This is a genomic window from Rhizobium sullae (genome assembly GCF_025200715.1).
In the GTDB taxonomy this organism is placed as follows: domain Bacteria; phylum Pseudomonadota; class Alphaproteobacteria; order Rhizobiales; family Rhizobiaceae; genus Rhizobium; species Rhizobium sullae.
The window spans coordinates 2,490,620-2,505,652 of the sequence record NZ_CP104144.1; the positions used below are offsets into that span (position 1 = coordinate 2,490,620).

12 protein-coding genes and 1 pseudogene are annotated in these 15,033 nt (G+C 58.8%); 4 read left to right on the forward strand and 9 right to left on the reverse strand.

Annotation, left to right across the window (positions count from 1 at the left end; genetic code table 11):
- Positions 1-6: 6 nt before the first annotated feature.
- The 5 genes from N2599_RS32840 to N2599_RS32860 form a co-directional block, all read right to left on the reverse strand.
- Complete coding sequence (locus N2599_RS32840; RefSeq protein ID WP_027513512.1) at positions 7-2,148, reverse strand: TonB-dependent receptor; 2,142 nt, start codon at positions 2,146-2,148, stop codon at positions 7-9.
- 545 nt (positions 2,149-2,693) lie between these two features.
- Positions 2,694-3,446, reverse strand: a complete 753-nt coding sequence (locus N2599_RS32845; RefSeq protein ID WP_027513513.1) for an SDR family oxidoreductase — start codon at positions 3,444-3,446, stop codon at positions 2,694-2,696.
- A 153-nt stretch (positions 3,447-3,599) separates the two neighbouring features.
- Positions 3,600-4,004: a cupin domain-containing protein gene (locus N2599_RS32850; protein ID WP_027513514.1), complete on the reverse strand. Its 405-nt coding sequence runs from the start codon at positions 4,002-4,004 to the stop codon at positions 3,600-3,602.
- 107 nt (positions 4,005-4,111) lie between these two features.
- Positions 4,112-4,867: an SDR family oxidoreductase gene (locus tag N2599_RS32855; protein WP_027513515.1), complete on the reverse strand. Its 756-nt coding sequence runs from the start codon at positions 4,865-4,867 to the stop codon at positions 4,112-4,114.
- A gap of 527 nt (positions 4,868-5,394) precedes the next feature.
- Positions 5,395-5,691: a hypothetical protein gene (locus N2599_RS32860; RefSeq protein WP_167333950.1), complete on the reverse strand. Its 297-nt coding sequence runs from the start codon at positions 5,689-5,691 to the stop codon at positions 5,395-5,397.
- Between N2599_RS32860 and N2599_RS38030 the strand changes: the two are divergent.
- The 3 genes and pseudogenes from N2599_RS38030 to N2599_RS32870 form a co-directional block, all read left to right on the forward strand.
- A pseudogene (locus N2599_RS38030) lies at positions 5,656-5,867 on the forward strand (ATP-binding protein); the annotation flags it as partial. The gene N2599_RS32860 and the pseudogene N2599_RS38030 overlap by 36 nt on opposite strands.
- Before the next feature lie 346 nt (positions 5,868-6,213).
- Entirely contained in the window at positions 6,214-7,131 is a 918-nt protein-coding gene (locus N2599_RS32865) for an MBL fold metallo-hydrolase (protein ID WP_260308512.1), read from the forward strand.
- Between the two features lie 368 nt (positions 7,132-7,499).
- Complete coding sequence (locus N2599_RS32870; RefSeq protein ID WP_027513241.1) at positions 7,500-8,543, forward strand: alpha/beta fold hydrolase; 1,044 nt, start codon at positions 7,500-7,502, stop codon at positions 8,541-8,543.
- Between the two features lie 148 nt (positions 8,544-8,691).
- Here the strand turns inward: N2599_RS32870 and N2599_RS32875 are convergent, their stop codons facing one another.
- Positions 8,692-9,441, reverse strand: coding sequence for an SDR family NAD(P)-dependent oxidoreductase (locus N2599_RS32875; RefSeq protein WP_027513240.1), 750 nt, complete (start codon positions 9,439-9,441; stop codon positions 8,692-8,694).
- A 95-nt stretch (positions 9,442-9,536) separates the two neighbouring features.
- On the opposite strand from N2599_RS32875, the gene N2599_RS32880 reads away from it, so the two are divergent.
- On the forward strand, positions 9,537-10,433 hold the full coding sequence (locus tag N2599_RS32880) for a LysR family transcriptional regulator (protein ID WP_027513239.1): 897 nt from the start codon (positions 9,537-9,539) through the stop codon (positions 10,431-10,433).
- A 23-nt stretch (positions 10,434-10,456) separates the two neighbouring features.
- Here the strand turns inward: N2599_RS32880 and N2599_RS32885 are convergent, their stop codons facing one another.
- The 3 genes from N2599_RS32885 to N2599_RS32895 all read right to left on the reverse strand — a co-directional run bounded on the left by N2599_RS32885 (position 10,457) and on the right by N2599_RS32895 (position 14,796).
- Positions 10,457-10,819, reverse strand: a complete 363-nt coding sequence (locus N2599_RS32885; protein WP_027513238.1) for a response regulator — start codon at positions 10,817-10,819, stop codon at positions 10,457-10,459.
- Between the two features lie 3 nt (positions 10,820-10,822).
- Entirely contained in the window at positions 10,823-10,987 is a 165-nt protein-coding gene (locus N2599_RS32890) for a hypothetical protein (protein WP_156915367.1), read from the reverse strand.
- Positions 10,988-11,067: 80 nt separating this feature from the next.
- Positions 11,068-14,796, reverse strand: coding sequence for an MASE1 domain-containing protein (locus N2599_RS32895; protein WP_051336818.1), 3,729 nt, complete (start codon positions 14,794-14,796; stop codon positions 11,068-11,070).
- Between the last annotated feature and the right edge of the window lie 237 nt (positions 14,797-15,033).

Below are 15,033 nucleotides of genomic sequence, written 5' to 3' on the forward strand. Positions count from 1 at the left end.
CCACGACTAGAAGTCAGTTGTCATCGAGACCTTCACAGTCAGCGGTGCTCCCTGCGAGATCGTGCCGAAGCTCGCAACACCGGACCAGTAATCGAGGTCGAAGACGTTCTCGACTTCGGCGCGGAACGTGACGGGCTTTTGGTTGATTTCGGTGTGATATCTGGCCCCGAGGTCAAGGCGCGTCCATGAGGGAATTTTCTGCGTGTTCGCCGTGTTGACGAACTGCTCGTCCGTGTGGATGACATTGCCGGAGAGCGTCAGCCCGGGCATGAAGGGCGTATCCCACTCCGCTCCCAAGTTGACCTGCACCGACGGCACGCCAATCGGGGTATTCCCCTGGGTCGTTGGGCTGTTCGTTTTCGTCAACTCGCCATGGATGAAGGTCACGCCGCCAAGCACCCGGACGTCAGGCGTCACTTCACCAAAAATATTGAGCTCCACACCGCGGTTGCGCTGCTCACCGCCCTCGACGAAGACGAGGTCACTGCCGCGCGTTTCAAGCTGACCGAAGGGTTTTTCGATCTGGAATGCGCTGACCGTGATTGCCACTCGTCCGAGGTCGACCTTGGTGCCTATCTCGTATTGTTTGGACCGATAGGGAGCGAGCGTCTCGCCGGCATTGACGGCTGTCGTGGGAGCGGTATCGCCGACGCTCAGGCCTTCGACATAGTTGGCGTAGAGGGCGACGTTCTCCCATGGCTTGACGACGATCCCGACCAGTGGGGTCAATGCGCTCTCATCGGAAGAGGTGGTGACGTCGCCCGTGACCGGGCTGAAGTTTTCGGTATCGATATGCTGCCAGCGCCCACCCAGCGTCAATTGCACACGCTCGTCAAGCATTGACATCGTGTCGGAGAGAGCAAAACCGTAGAAGTTGTTCTCCGACACTTTCGGCACGTGGCTCGGTTGCGGCACGTCCTGTTCGGGGCGGGGAAGCGGATCAAAGAGATTTGTGAGTTGAGCCGTACCCGAGTTCGAGCCTCGATTGAGGGTCTGCTGGAGACCACTGACCTGGAACGTGACAGCGTGTTCCACGGCCTCCGTGTCGAACTCAGCCCTTATGCCTGTCTCGGCCGTGAGCCGGTCGACATCGAAAATGAAATTCTGCGGCGTGATGCTTACGTCGCCGGCGGAATTGAGAATGGTTGGCGTGCCGAAGAGGCGCTCGACGCGCGAGTTGCCGCCGCCAACGGCACCAAACACCGTCACGGTGTCGCTAAGATCGTATTCGACCCGCCCCAGCCAGGACAGATCCTCGCTCTTCGACCACTCCCACGGTTCCTGAACGTTTGAGCGGCCATCTGGCGCGTCTGGAATTTCGATTCCAGCCATCGGAAAGAACGGACGCTGCGGAGCGTCGAAGTCTTCGCGCTGGCCGATGATGTCGAGTGTTGCCCTCAGATCTTCGCCCTCGTAGTCGAGCGCCAGAGCGCCGACCGCAATGTCGCGCGACTGATTGTCGATCGGCGTGTCACCACCATGAAAACTGCCGTTGAAGCGCGCGCCGAACTGGCGTTCCTCGCCGAAACGGCGGCTGAGATCCAGATGGATTCCGCCGTAGAGATCCGAAGCATAGTCGGTTGTCACCCGTGTCAAGTCGACGTCTGAAGCGCGCTTCGGCACGATATTGATGGTGCCGCCGACGCTGCTGTTCGGCGAGATACCATAAAGAAGCGCCGTTGGCCCCTTGAGCACCTCCACACGCTCTGCATAGTCCGTGAACAGCCGGTAAGTCGGCGCGACACCAAATACCCCATCGAAGGCGATTTCACCGAAGTTCCCCTCGTTGAGCGGGAAGCCCCTGACGTAGAAGGAGTCGAGCATGCCGCCTGACGCATGGGTGCTTCTCACCGATGGATCATTGGCCACAACATCGGCCACCGTCTGGGCGCCTTGATTTTCGATCGTCTCTGCGGTGTAGCTGGTGATGTTGAACGGCGTGTCGACGAAGTCTCGGTTGCCGAGCAACCCAACGCGACCGCCACGCGCCACCTGTCCGCCCGGATATTCTTCCGGAGCCGTGCCGATCGTCGATGTCGAAGACCCCGCCTTGACTTCGATGCGCTCCAACGCCGTGGCATCTTGCGCCAGTGCAGCGCGGCTTGCCGTTGCCAGCAAAACAGCGAGCAGTCCAAGACGCAGTTCCATATACAGCCCCTCTCATGCGTGAACCAAATAAGCACTATGCTCGGTTGGTTTCAGGGGTGTTAGATAACATGACTATAATTGTCAACATATTCGAGGATCGGTGCAGTATCGTTCCAAGGAACGTTGCCGGTGATGCCAAGATGCACCCGTGGGGGCCGCCGCAATAGGTCAGGAGTGCTCCAGGACTTCAGTGTTCTCGGCACCCTTCTCCGCCTTCACCAAGGTCGCGTCCCGGCTGGTGTTGGCTGCGTGCAATCGCATTGGTTCGGTATTCTCGGCCTGCGATTGCAGCCGGGTTTGAACAGCCGGTTGGCGGAGCAAATCAACCCGTGAACGCACACCATCTGGCGAAGGCGATTCCCCTGGAAAATAGCAAGGGATGCTTTGTCCGTGGAATGTGAAGCGCGGTCTCAGACGCATCGAGAATCTCGTTTGCGCTAAATTCCTGTTTTCGGTCATCTTAGGGCATGATGTGCTGCGCGAACGCCTGCGATCCCCAAATGAACCATCTGGAAGTGGCTCTCGAGCAGCAACCGGGTTGCTGCCTAACCGGCCATTTTCAGAAACAGCCAGTCTAAATACCGTCGTGAAGACGTACGTGCGCCCTGGCTAGGCAGGAGAGTGTCGTCATTTAGTTCGACACCATAGTAAGACGCTTTGTCATCGCTAATGACCTGGCGTCGGTCTTCATTTGCTGCCAAGTGCATACGGGCAATCTCGTCAAGACCAAACCGCTCCGGTCCGGCAATCTCCACTGTGTCATTGCTTGCGGCACCTAGCGCCAATTCCGCCAATACATCGCTGACATCAGCCGCGGATATGGGCTGTATCGAGGCTGGTGGAAGCCGGAATCCACCGCCATTTGCACCCATATCAATCACACCGCCTATGAACTCGAAAAACTGCGTAGAATGGAGAATAGTATAGGGTTTTCGCGACGCTCGGATAAGATTCTCCTGTACCATCTTTGCCCGGAAATAGTCACTCTCGACCAGGCGAGGCGTTCCCACCACGGAGAGCGCCAAATAGTGTCCCACGCCTGCATCAACGGAAGCAGCAAGAAGATTTCTGGTGGAGGTTTTAAAAAAAGCCAAGGCAGAATTATCGCCAAATGACGCGGCATTGGTAACGTCGATGACAACGTCCGCTCCAGCCACAGCGGCTTCAAGGCCTTCGCCCGTGACACTATTAACCCCGAAAGACGGAGATGCTGGGATTACCTCGATACCTCTGCGTTGAAGATTCTGAACGAGTGGCGCTCCGATAAGTCCGCTCGCACCCATAACCGTTATTTTCATCAACTTGCTCCCCTTGATTATTTCGGTGCGTCGGTTTTAGCCCGGTCGCAGCGAGCAAAGGCTGCGACCATTCCTCCGGCGACCGAAAAAGCGGCGCCTCCTTCCAACCCATGAACAAAAACAAGGCCGCATGGTTTTGTGTCGCACGGAAGATCACTCGACCGGCATGACGACCGGAGCGTCCTTGTTCTTCAGCAGCACAACGATAAATTTCGCCGGTTTGGACGTACTCGCGTTGCGACTGACCAAGTGAATGTCGGAAGGACCTTCATAGTAAGTCTCCCCTGGCGACAAGGTGACTTCTTTTTCACCTTTCACCTGCATCACGATCGAGCCTTCGAGAACGTAGACGAATGCGTTTGCATCGTGTTTGTGAATAGGCGAAGAGCCGCCCGGCTCGTACTTAACTGATATCATCAGCCCCTCCTTGCCAGGATAATTTGGCAGGTCTTTTTGCATGAGCGGTGTCACGATTGCACCATCCTCAGCGGCAGCTGCGAAAGTGCCCAGAAGGCCAACAGTTGCTGACACAACCAGTGTTAACAAAACTGATCTCATTGTCGTAATCCTTTTGGTTTTGAATGCATCTGTGCGTGACGCAAAGCGCGTTCGATCTCGAATGTGCCGAGGCCAACATTCACTTGGCCAGGGTGTCGCTGATGGGTTCACTTCGGTTGCCGGGATTGCCGGAACCATTCTTCGAAGTCGATCCTGCCAAGCCGTGCGCCTTCCCCAGGCACAAGAGACTGGTCATTCAGTTCGGTGCCGAAATAGCGAGCATGAACATCTGCCTCGACAGTCCGGGGATCATTGTTTGCTTTGAGATACCGCGCAATGATCTCGTTCATGGGAGCGCGCTCGGGTCCAGCAATCTCGATTGTTCCGTTGAGCGGCTTGCCGAGAACGACGTCGGCCATGACGTCAGCTACATCGTCGGATGCGATAGGCTGGAAAGATGCAGGAGAAAGGCGAGCGACTGTACCCACTGTTGCTGCATCGGCAATGCCCTTGAGGAATTCGAAGAACTGCGTGGAATGGACGATTGTGTAAGGGATCGGGGAGGCCTTGACGAGTTGCTCCTGAACAAGTTTGGCCCTCATATAGCCGCTTTCCGGAAGCCGCTCTGTTCCTACGATGGAAAGAGCAATGTGATGCTTCACGCCGGCCTTTGCCTCGGCAGCCAGCAGATTGTGGCCCGCCGTTTTGAAGAATTCGAGAACCGCCTCGTCTTCGAAAGAAGGCGAGTTGGCGAGATCAAGCACGACGTCGCAACTTGCTAGCACTTCATCAAGACCTTCTCCGGTGATCGTATTGACCCCGGAATTTGGTGAGGCAGCCAGTACATCGTGTCCCTTGGCCCGCAACCGTGCAACGGTCTTTGACCCGATAAGGCCGGTCCCGCCAATCACAACAATTTTCATATCGGATGTCCCTCATAACTTGAATTTTCAGATCATTTCGATCGCTTCAGATTCAGATAATGACGGGAGCGGCACATTCATTCTATCGTGCATGGGGCATAGCGTTCTAGTCGCCGGGTTTAGCCAAGCCATCCTCAAGTCTAGGAATACGCGACGCGACTGTGGCGACCGGACGCAAGGAGTCGTTTTCGCGACAAAAAAATGCCTTCACTGTAAAAAAACGAAGGCGTGGCAAATTTCAAATCCGTGGTGCAAGTGATTTGACGCATTCATCAACTACGATCAAATCGCGGTATCACAGATGGCAACTGGCGAACTTTGCCATGAATGTACCAGCAGTTGGGATCTCGCAGCGCAGAAGCAAAAGGCGCAGATTGGAAGTCTGAACTTTCGCAATCGGCAGCTCAACTTTCGCGATCTAGTCTGGCAGCCCTGCCTTTCGCAACCCTTCCGCGAGCAGTGCGAGATCGTCCGGTCTACGTTGGTTGTCAATCCGTTAGATTGGAGATGCGTAGCATCGGATGGAGCTAGCGCAAACGGTTCATCGCCTCCTGTGCCTTGTCGCTCCGGCCAGCGAGCGCATGGTTTGCAGCGCTGGTGGTCACAGCCACGAGGAAGGTTGGCATATAGTTGAATGATTTTTCCGCCCTTAACGACGCTTCGTCGAACCGCCTTGCAAACAAATGCGCCATTGCCATCCCGGTCTGCAAGAACTCCCGGTTGTCCGAGGTGATCGTATCCAGTTGCAGCAGGCGATCGTTACCCTGATGGTCAACAGCATTCAGGCCATGAAGGTCACGTCCCCAATTCAACGTGAGATTCATCTCGAAACAGGTTTAAACGAAACCGGCCGTATCGCGTTTTCAATCAGGGATACCGGGACTGGCATTCCCCTTGATCACATGGATCAGATATTTGATGGGTTCTTCACTACCAAGGAAGGCGGCCTGGCATAGGACTGGCCATTTGCCAGTCGATCATCAGAGCCCATGGTGGGGAGATAACCGCTTCGAACCATCCGCAAGGCGGTGCCCGGTTCCACTTCTCGCTACCCGCCGACGGCATTGCTAACGGCCAGTTTCACAAATGCCTTTCCAACTGCCCCTGTCTTCAGGCACAGGACGACAAAATCGATCGTATAATTTAATGCGACTTCAGCCATTGTCATCTCCGTCCGCGGCGCTCTCGCCGGCGTCCGTTCCGGTTCATGACGCGAGCCGTATGACAAGACCTATACCGTGGTATGGCTCACCCTACTCCTCGACTCAATTTACCGCGAACACCCCCCGACATAGCGTCATTGATGCCTTGTGTAAGGCGGCGATCAGTAAACACAGGAGACGGACATGAATCTGGACATTACCCCACAACCCGCTAGGTCGGTACCCGAAGAGTTGGTTCCGTCGCGCTACGCGGTGCGGATCGGCGAGATTGACGTGCTGGTTGTCAGCGATGGAGTACTGCCGCTCCCAACCGTGATGTTGGGCCACAACGCCGACCCGGCCGCCCGGGCCGCCTGGCTGGGCGACATGTTCCTGCCGCCGGACGCCTTCGACTGGGCGCTGAACGTGGTCGTCGTGCGCAGCGGCGGGCAGACCATACTCATCGACGCTGGGCTGGGACTCGACCCGGACTTGAACCTGCCGCGGGCCGGGCAGTTGATAAAGCGACTGGAGGCCGCCGGCATCGATCTTGCATCCGTGACCGACGTGGTGCTGACCCACATGCACATGGACCACGTTGGCGGGCTGCTCGTCGACGGGGTGAAGGAACGGCTGAATCCGGACCTGCGGATCCATGTGGCCGCGGCCGAGGTCAAATTTTGGAAGTCGCCCGATTTCTCGCGCGTCTCGATGCCGGCGGGCTTCCCGGACGCGCTTCGGGCGGCCGCCAAGCGGTTCAGCAAAGAGTACCAGAGCCAGCTGCGGTTGTTCGAGGATGAGCACGAGGTGGCGCCGGGCGTGGTCGTCTCTCGGACCGGCGGCCACACCCCCGGGCACAGCGTGGTCCGCGTGGCCTCAGGCAACGACCGGCTGATGTTTGCCGGCGACGCCGTGTTCGCGGTCGGCTTCGACCACCCCGACTGGCACAACGGTTTCGAACATGACCCCGAGGAGGCTGCCCGCGTTCGGGTCCGGCTTTTGCAGGAGCTGGCAGCGAGCGGCGAACTGCTGGTGGCAACTCATATGCCGTTTCCTTCCGTTGGCCACGTCGCAGTCGACGGCAACGCCTTTCGTTGGGTACCGGTCTTCTGGGACTACTGACCGCCATTGGGTTAAGCAGGAATACACGTCTGCCAGCGCTGAACGAATCAGCGGTGTACTACATCGTCATATCCTTGCTGCGGCGAAAAATGCGGCCGAGCGTGCCACAGATCCGGCACATCTAGCGAGGTCCGGTGATAGCCCGGACCTCGCCTCAAGGTGGCCGCGTGCATCCCTCACACTGCCAATTACGGTCGATTTGGCCCGATTGGCCGATGATCTGTGGGCGATATACCGTCGTATGACCGATACTTCGTTCAGTAGCGACCTTTCGCCTACCGTCTCAAACTCCTCTCGTCCAATGCGCTCATTGAGGTGCCGCCTCTGAGGCAGCGCCGCACAAGCATCCACTTTCGGAGAACGTAGTCATGGAAAACATTGAACTCGCGAACCTGACCCGCCGATCGCTCGGCGGCGTCGCCCTTGGGCTGATGGCGACAGGAATACCTGGAAAGAGCGCCCGAGCGGCTCAGGGCACCGAAGAAGCGAAAGCTGGCCAAACGCAGGGCGCGACATTGGAGGCCAGCAAGCGCATTGACGCCGGCGACCTTAACGTCGCCTACGCCGATCTCGGCCCCCCCGAGGGATCACCCATACTTCTGCTACACGGCTGGCCGTACGACATCAACAGCTTCGTCGAGGTCGCGCCACTGTTGGCAGACCATGGTCATCGCGTAATCGTTCCATATCTGCGCGGATACGGCGCAACGACGTTCCTATCCGACAAGACGAAGCGCAATGGGCAGCAGTCGGCGCTCGCACTCGACGTCGTGAAGCTGATGGACGCCCTCAAGATCGAGAAGGCGACCATCGCCGGCTTTGACTGGGGAGCCAGAACTGCCGACATCATCGCGGCTCTCTGGCCGAATCGATGCAAGGCGCTCGTATCCGTCAGCGGCCACCTGATCGGCAGCCAGAGCGCGGGCAAGAAACCCCTCCCGCCGTCGGCCGAGCTTCAATGGTGGTACCAGTACTATTTCGCCACCGATCGCGGCCGCGAAGGCTACCAGAAATACACCAACGACTTCGCCAAGCTGATCTGGAGGCTGGCTTCGCCTCGCTGGACGTTCGATGACGCCACATTCGACCGGAGCGCGGCGGCCTTTTCCAATCCAGACCATGTGGAGATCGTCGTACACAACTACCGCTGGCGTCTCGGCCTGGCCCAGGGCGAGAAGCGCTTCGACAAGTATGAGGCCAAGCTTGCCGACGCCCCCGACATCGAGGTCCCGGCGATCACGCTGGAAGGCGATGCCAATGGCGCTCCTCACCCCGACCCCAAAGCGTATGCAGGAAAATTCAAGGCGAAGTACGAGCATCGGCTGATTTCGGGCGGAATCGGCCATAACCTTCCGCAAGAGGCACCCGAGGCGTTTGCCAAGGCCGTAATCGACGCCGAAACGTGGGCGTAGGCGATCAAAGCCATCAACGCGCAGCAACGCAGAAGACAGCCGTCACCGTATGAAGTCTTTCGGCCGACCCTTTCGGCGCAGATGCGACGCACCGGATAGCTTGGTGCGTCGCGCAAATCGAGCTTTCCCGCGAACTCACATCGGTCCTTCAAGCCAAAGTCATGCCGCCATCGACATGCAGTTCGATACCATTGACGAAACTTCCCCCCTCGGAGGCGAGGAAGAGAGCGGCGCGCGCCAGTTCTTCCGGTTGTCCCAGGCGGCCCGCCGGGATAAGCGAAGCCATGTGATGTTCGAATGCCGGGCGATCAGCTTCCGAAACTCCAAGTTTTCCGAGAATAGCGGTATCGACCGGTCCCGGGCTCAAAATATTGACGCGGATCCTTCGGTGCTTGAACTCGATCGCCCAGTTCTTCGCGAACGCGGCGACAGCAGCTTTCGAGCCGGCATAGACGGTGTGATCCGGCAGAACCTTGGTAGCTGCCAGGGAACTCGTGACGATGATGCTGCCGCCATCGCGGATCACCGGCTCGATCGCTTGTACGCCGAAGAACACCCCGCGCGTATTAATGGCGAAATGCCGGTCATAGTCTTCCGGCGTCGCATTGCCGGAAGCAGTGAGATTGATGATCGCGGCATTGGCTATATAGATGTCCAGGCCGCCAAAGCGGTTCTTCACCGTCTCGGCAAGCGTTCGATGGTGTTCGATGTCGGCAACATCACCAACGACACCGACAGCGCCATGGCCGATTTCGTTCACCGCTTGATCGACGACGTCCTGGCGCCGGCCGGTGATGACGACCTGCGCCCCTTCTTGCGCGAACAGGCGCGCAGTTGCCTTGCCGATGCCGCTGTTACCGCCCGTGATGACGGCGACCTTGTCTTTCAGATGCTGCATTGCTTATCTCCGTTTCCGTTAAGGTTGAGATAAACCCGCTCGCCTCGCGCCATTAGAATGCAGTCAGGCACATGATTTGTGCCGCGGAGATGCAAATGCCAAATCTGCTGAGTGAGACGTCGGGACTGATGGCTTTTGTTCGGACTGTGGAGGCCGGCTCCTTCAGCGCGGCTGCACGCGACCTGAACACAACGCCATCTGCGGTCTCGAAGAGCGTGGCGCGGCTGGAAAAGAAAATCGGAACACGGCTCTTCCTGCGCTCCACCCGCGCCCTAACGCTCACGCAGGACGGCCAGATTTTCTTCGAACGCGTTGCGCCGCTCTTGCGAGATCTGGATTCGAGCGACGAGGCGATCAGGTCGCAGGCTGCCCCATCCGGGCGCCTGCGCATCAGCATGCCCGGCGAGCTGGCGCCCTTGCTGCTGCCCCGGCTGTTTACCAGCTTTGCGGCCGCCTATCCGGACCTGCATCTGGATATCGGACTGACGGACCGGTTCGTGGATCTGATCAGGGAGGATTACGACGTCGTGTTGCGCGTCGGTGATCCCACACAAGGGGACCTCATTGTTCGTCATCTGTCAGATCTGCCGATGGCAGTGGTTGCCTCCCCGCGTTTCCTTGAGACCTGGGGCAGTCCAAATTCGGCGGAAGCTCTGGCAAGCCTGCCCTTCGCTCGATTTGCAATGGGCGGCATACCAACGTCCGTGCGTTTGGCCGATGGAACCACGTTCACCCCCTTCGGGCGCGTCAATTGCGATTCAGGAACGGCACTGATCCAGGCGGCGCTGAGCGGACTTGGCGCGGCATATCTTCTGCGATGCCTGGTGGCCGGCGAACTGAAAGACGGGACACTGGTCGATCTCGCACCAGAGATCGCCCTTCCCAAGCTTCCCTTCAATGCCCTGCATGCCTTCGGACGCACCGCCCCCTTGCGCGTGAGGCTGCTCTGCGACTTCATGGCCACCGAAGCGAAGGCCATCACAGGGGTGTGAAAGCTAGGCAGGTCCGGCCCGCCTCAATCGCGTAAGGCGTCTCCGATGGCCGCAAGTAGTACCCGGCCATCGAAAGGCTTGCGGAAAAATCCGCTAATGCCTTGGGCACGGCCCTGATCCGCTATCTCGTGGCGGCCAGTGATCAAGAACACGGGCAGTTCCGGATGTGCCTCCCTCACCAGATCACGAAGTTCAAAGCCGTCCATGCCCGGCATTCCAATGTCGGTAATGAGCACATCCACGCCCGACAGTCCGCTAGCAAGGAGCGATCCCGCCGACGAGAAGCTGCGGGCCACGTAGCCCGCGGACTCCAGCAGTTCTTCCAGCGACTCAAGTACCCGTGGGTCATCATCAACAATCGCCACGACAGTTTTTTCTTCGCTCATACTCTACTCCATCTCGCCCGGCGCGAGCGAGTTATAGATATTTCCACCGCCACTCTCTCCTGCATAACGTTCCTTCTGTCGATTTGCTGCATGACCCCGCAGCTCTGCGGCAACGAATTCGTCCAAAACGCTGCCCACCACCAACGGCGGCCCCTGTTTGCGCATCATGGCGGGCGCGCTCCGATCTTGTTTCTCGATTTCGAACGACTGACGGCCCCGTGGCCGGGCGCCTCCGAATGCACCCATCGTCATCCATTCTGGATCCGCATTGACGATCTTTCGTCATGGAGACTGTTCACTTCAGCCGGCAACGTGAAGATGAACATCGCGCCATACGGTTGGTTTTTCTCCGTCCATAACTGTCCACCGTGTGCCTCGACAATTGAACGGCAGATCGCCAGCCCCATACCCATCCCTTGCTCTTTCGTCGTAAAGAACGGCTCGAATATTCTGTCGGGAAATTGGACGCCCCGGCCGGAGTCGCTGATCTCGATCCGAACCACGTCCCCAACTTGGTTTACACGTATCCGAAGAATCCTGTCATTCGGAACAGTAGCCATCGCATCCATGCCGTTGCGGATGAGATTGATCAGAACCTGTTGAATCTGGACACGATCGAACGCGACAAGCCGAAGCGCGCGCCCGACCGCTATATCCATGCGGACGCGACGACGTGATGCCTCCTCCGCCAGGAGATCGCGCGCCTCGGCGATCACACCGTCGAGCGTCGTACAGTCCCTCGTGTCTGCGGATTGCTTGAACAAGGCGCGGATGCGACTGACAACGTCGGCGGCGGAGTTTGCGCTATGAATGATGCGCTCCACCGTTTTTTGTGCCCGCTCGATATTCGGCGGTTCAGCCGTAAGCCAACGCTGGCAGGCGCTCGAATAGTTCATCACGGCAGACAGCGGTTGATTGACCTCATGGGCGATGGATGCCGAGAGCTCGGCAAGACTCGCCGCCTGGTTCGCGCGTGCGAGACTCTCTTGCGTTAGAAGCAACTTTTCCTGCGCTCGAACCTCACCGTCGATGTCCAGGCAGATGACATTCCACTGCACGATGGCGCCCTCGGCGTTTCGCATCGGGGCGGCGCGCGTCTCGACCCAGCGATATTCTCCATCGAACCGCCGCAGACGATGCCTCTGCGCATACGGCTCGCCGGTCGCCAACGAATGGGCGTACTGCTCCTTAACTCCCGCGATGTCGTCGGGATGAACACCGGCATCCAGTGCGCCGTCTAACCGGGATTTTCCCTTGCTGTCCAATTCTTCAAGCTCGTACCCGAGGAATTCGCGCAACTGCTGGCTGCGATAGACCGGCTCGCCATCCGGTGCGACACAATCGATCAAGGCCGGCAGCGTTTCAACCAGCTCCCAGAGAAAGCGTTCTCTCTCGCGCAGCGCCTCCTCGGCATGCACTTGATCTTCGATGTCGTGACAGAGGCCGTACCACTGGAGGATACGTCCGCTCTCATCCCGCAGCGGCTCCGCGCGGCTCGACATCCAGCGATAAATCCCATCCGCACGACGCAGGCGATAGTTAAGGGAAAAGGCCTCACCTGTAGCGAATGAGTGGTTGAGCGCCTCCGCCAGCCGGGTTGCATCATCGGGATGGACGAGAGCCGCAATGGCCGCAGCTAGCCCGCTTGATCCCGGCCTATCGTAATCCCCTACGTCCAAACCGAAGAATTCGATCATGCGTTTGCTGAAGAAGACCGGTTCGCCCTCCGGGCTTAATCGCCAGAGCAGGCTCGGAACCATGTCGACGAGCTGCGAGAACTCCCGCTCCCGGTTACGCAATGCCTTCTCTGCCTTCTTGCGCTCTGTGATATCGATAAAGCCGACCAGACTCTTGTCGGCGACAGCGCCGGGACGGGCGGTGGTGAACAGGACGTCGATGACGCTGCCGTCCATTCGCGCCACCTGGGTCTCTTCCCGGAAGACCTCCTCGCCGCGATAACGCGCCTCAATCGAGCGGCGTATGGTGGAAATGCTCGGCTGCCAGTAGCGGGTAATTGGCAGGTGCATCTCCTCCGCATTTTTCGCGCCGAACATCTCGATGATATGTTGGTTGACCTCTTCAACCTCCAGAGCTTCCAGTGCGCGCGGCAGGAATTCGGGGTGCTCGTCAATGTACGTTTGGAGTTCCGTCACTCCCTTTGCACGCAACTCCTTGAACAAGGGAACCAGTTTGCTGGCGTCCACCTGCGTGAGCCCGATCGGCATATAGTGGAAGAGGTCACGGTAGCGGCGCTCGCTTTGCTGCAAGGCCTCCTGAGCGGTCACCAGGTCATCTATATCGAGGCAGACGCCATACCATTGCACGATCCGGCCGTCCGGGTCGCGCAGCGGGTCCGCACGCCCCTCTGTCCAGCGATAGGTTCCATCTGACCGCTGCTGGCGATACTTCATTGCGAAGGTGGTACCCGTCTCGAACGAGCGCGTCAGCGCTTGCCCCACCGCCTGCCTGTCTTCGGGATGGACATCGGCCAGGGACCGCGACGCGTCCGGCGCGGTCAAGTCTTCCAGGGTGACGCCGACCGTATCCATGAGCCGTTTGTTGATGTAGGACGGCGTTCCTTCAGGCGTCGCGCTCCAGATCAGAGCGGGCACGGCGTCGATGAGCTGCCGAAGCTGCCGCTCGCTTTGGCGCAATGCTTCCTGTGCGCGCACCTCGTCGTCGATGTCGATGGAAATTGCGTACCATTGCACAATCACGCCGCCTTCATCCCGCAACGGCTCCCCGCGGCCATCAACCCAGCGGTATGCGCCGTCCGCACGACGCATGCGATACTTCATGGCGTAGGGCTCGCCGGTGGCGAGGGAGTGGCGGACTGTCTCGAGCAGGCACGCCGCATCTTCGGGATGGACGAGAGTCTGTATGGCTGCCGCCAGCCGGCTCATGTCTGGCCTATCCAACTGCGCTACGTCGTTCAAACCGAAGAAGTCAAGCAAGCGCTTGTTGAAGAAGGTCGGCTTGCCTTCGGGCGTCAGACGCCTGATCTGGACGGGGACCATATCCACGAGCTGCGAGAGCTCCCGCTCCCGGTCGCGCAATGCCTCCACGCTTTGGCGCAATGTGAGCAGCGCCAGCTGATGCTGCCTGGATATAGCGGCTACGATGAGCGCCGAAAATGCCGAGATGGCTAGAAAAAGCTGCAGCATGATCTGCTTGTGCTTCTGGGACTCGGGATCGCCGGCAAATTGGCTGGCGCCGGATATTGTGAATACCGCCGTGATCAGAGCAAGGAGGGTCAAGGCGACGGCGGCGCCTCGAAACTCAAAGCGCGCCGCGGCCCAAAGAAGAGGCGGCATGATGATGTAGGCGAAGGGCAGGTAACCGCTCAAGGAAAGGGCGGCGACACCAAGAAAGATCAGCCCAAGGACGCAAGCTTCCATCCATCGCGCGGCCGAAAGCTGGGCCTTGCCGCGCCAGTTCTGGAACACGACCAGCGCCAGTGGCGCTACGATCAGGATCCCGGTGGCATCCCCGATCCACCATAAAGGCCAAGCCGCCGCGAAAGTTTGCGATTGTATGCCAAACCACGCAAGAGTCGCACTTCCCACCGTCGCGCCAATGGTTGGCGCAACTCCAGCGGCCAGGACGACGAATGCGAGAACTTCCTGCAAGGTTTCCAGCCGAACCGGACGCCTGCAGGTCCGGTTCACGAGCCACGCGCCGACCGCTGCTTCAAGAGCGTTGCCGACATAGATCAGGACGGCCGCGGGCAGCGGACTGTGGAACCACAAGAAATTGCTGAACAGCTCAGCCAGACAGCCCCCCAGCACCCACCATGGCCAGCTGTACCCGGAGGCCAGGACAAGCGTAGCAATGAAAAGCCCGCTCGGAGGCCAAATGGAAATACCTGTTCCAGGTACGATTGCAAGCGACTGAGCAAATCCGCATCCCAACATATAGGCCACAACAAAAAGCCCCAGGTGCAGGAATTGGGGGCGGTGCGACCAGAGGCGCATCATGGGCTGCTCCTGTTGGACAAAGCAGGCCCGGGACGATCAGCGCCTCGTCCGGCACTTGTCCTCAACATCCCGGCTGACCTAATCATACTCAAACTTAATCCCACCACGCTTCATGGTGTTGTGCCTCTCTTCGTGAAACAGGCCCGGCGCTCCTGCGTGAGCAGAGTACCTGGAACCAAGCGACAAAAATACCTGTCCTGAGGAATAGGTTCTCGCGCCTCAAACTGCGCCGACGCG

Excerpts from the sequence above, each read along its gene's own strand:
- N2599_RS32845 (WP_027513513.1), bottom strand. The coding sequence starts at position 3,446 with ATGAAAATAACGGTTATGGGTGCGAGCGGACTTATCGGAGCGCCACTC.
- N2599_RS32860 (WP_167333950.1), bottom strand. The coding sequence starts at position 5,691 with ATGAATCTCACGTTGAATTGGGGACGTGACCTTCATGGCCTGAATGCT.
- N2599_RS32865 (WP_260308512.1), top strand. The coding sequence starts at position 6,214 with ATGAATCTGGACATTACCCCACAACCCGCTAGGTCGGTACCCGAAGAG.
- N2599_RS32895 (WP_051336818.1), bottom strand. The coding sequence starts at position 14,796 with ATGATGCGCCTCTGGTCGCACCGCCCCCAATTCCTGCACCTGGGGCTT.
- N2599_RS32885 (WP_027513238.1), bottom strand. The coding sequence starts at position 10,819 with ATGAGCGAAGAAAAAACTGTCGTGGCGATTGTTGATGATGACCCACGG.
- N2599_RS32840 (WP_027513512.1), bottom strand. The coding sequence starts at position 2,148 with ATGGAACTGCGTCTTGGACTGCTCGCTGTTTTGCTGGCAACGGCAAGC.
- N2599_RS32870 (WP_027513241.1), top strand. The coding sequence starts at position 7,500 with ATGGAAAACATTGAACTCGCGAACCTGACCCGCCGATCGCTCGGCGGC.
- N2599_RS32890 (WP_156915367.1), bottom strand. The coding sequence starts at position 10,987 with ATGATGCGCAAACAGGGGCCGCCGTTGGTGGTGGGCAGCGTTTTGGAC.
- N2599_RS32875 (WP_027513240.1), bottom strand. The coding sequence starts at position 9,441 with ATGCAGCATCTGAAAGACAAGGTCGCCGTCATCACGGGCGGTAACAGC.
- N2599_RS32880 (WP_027513239.1), top strand. The coding sequence starts at position 9,537 with ATGCCAAATCTGCTGAGTGAGACGTCGGGACTGATGGCTTTTGTTCGG.
- N2599_RS32855 (WP_027513515.1), bottom strand. The coding sequence starts at position 4,867 with ATGAAAATTGTTGTGATTGGCGGGACCGGCCTTATCGGGTCAAAGACC.
- N2599_RS32850 (WP_027513514.1), bottom strand. The coding sequence starts at position 4,004 with ATGAGATCAGTTTTGTTAACACTGGTTGTGTCAGCAACTGTTGGCCTT.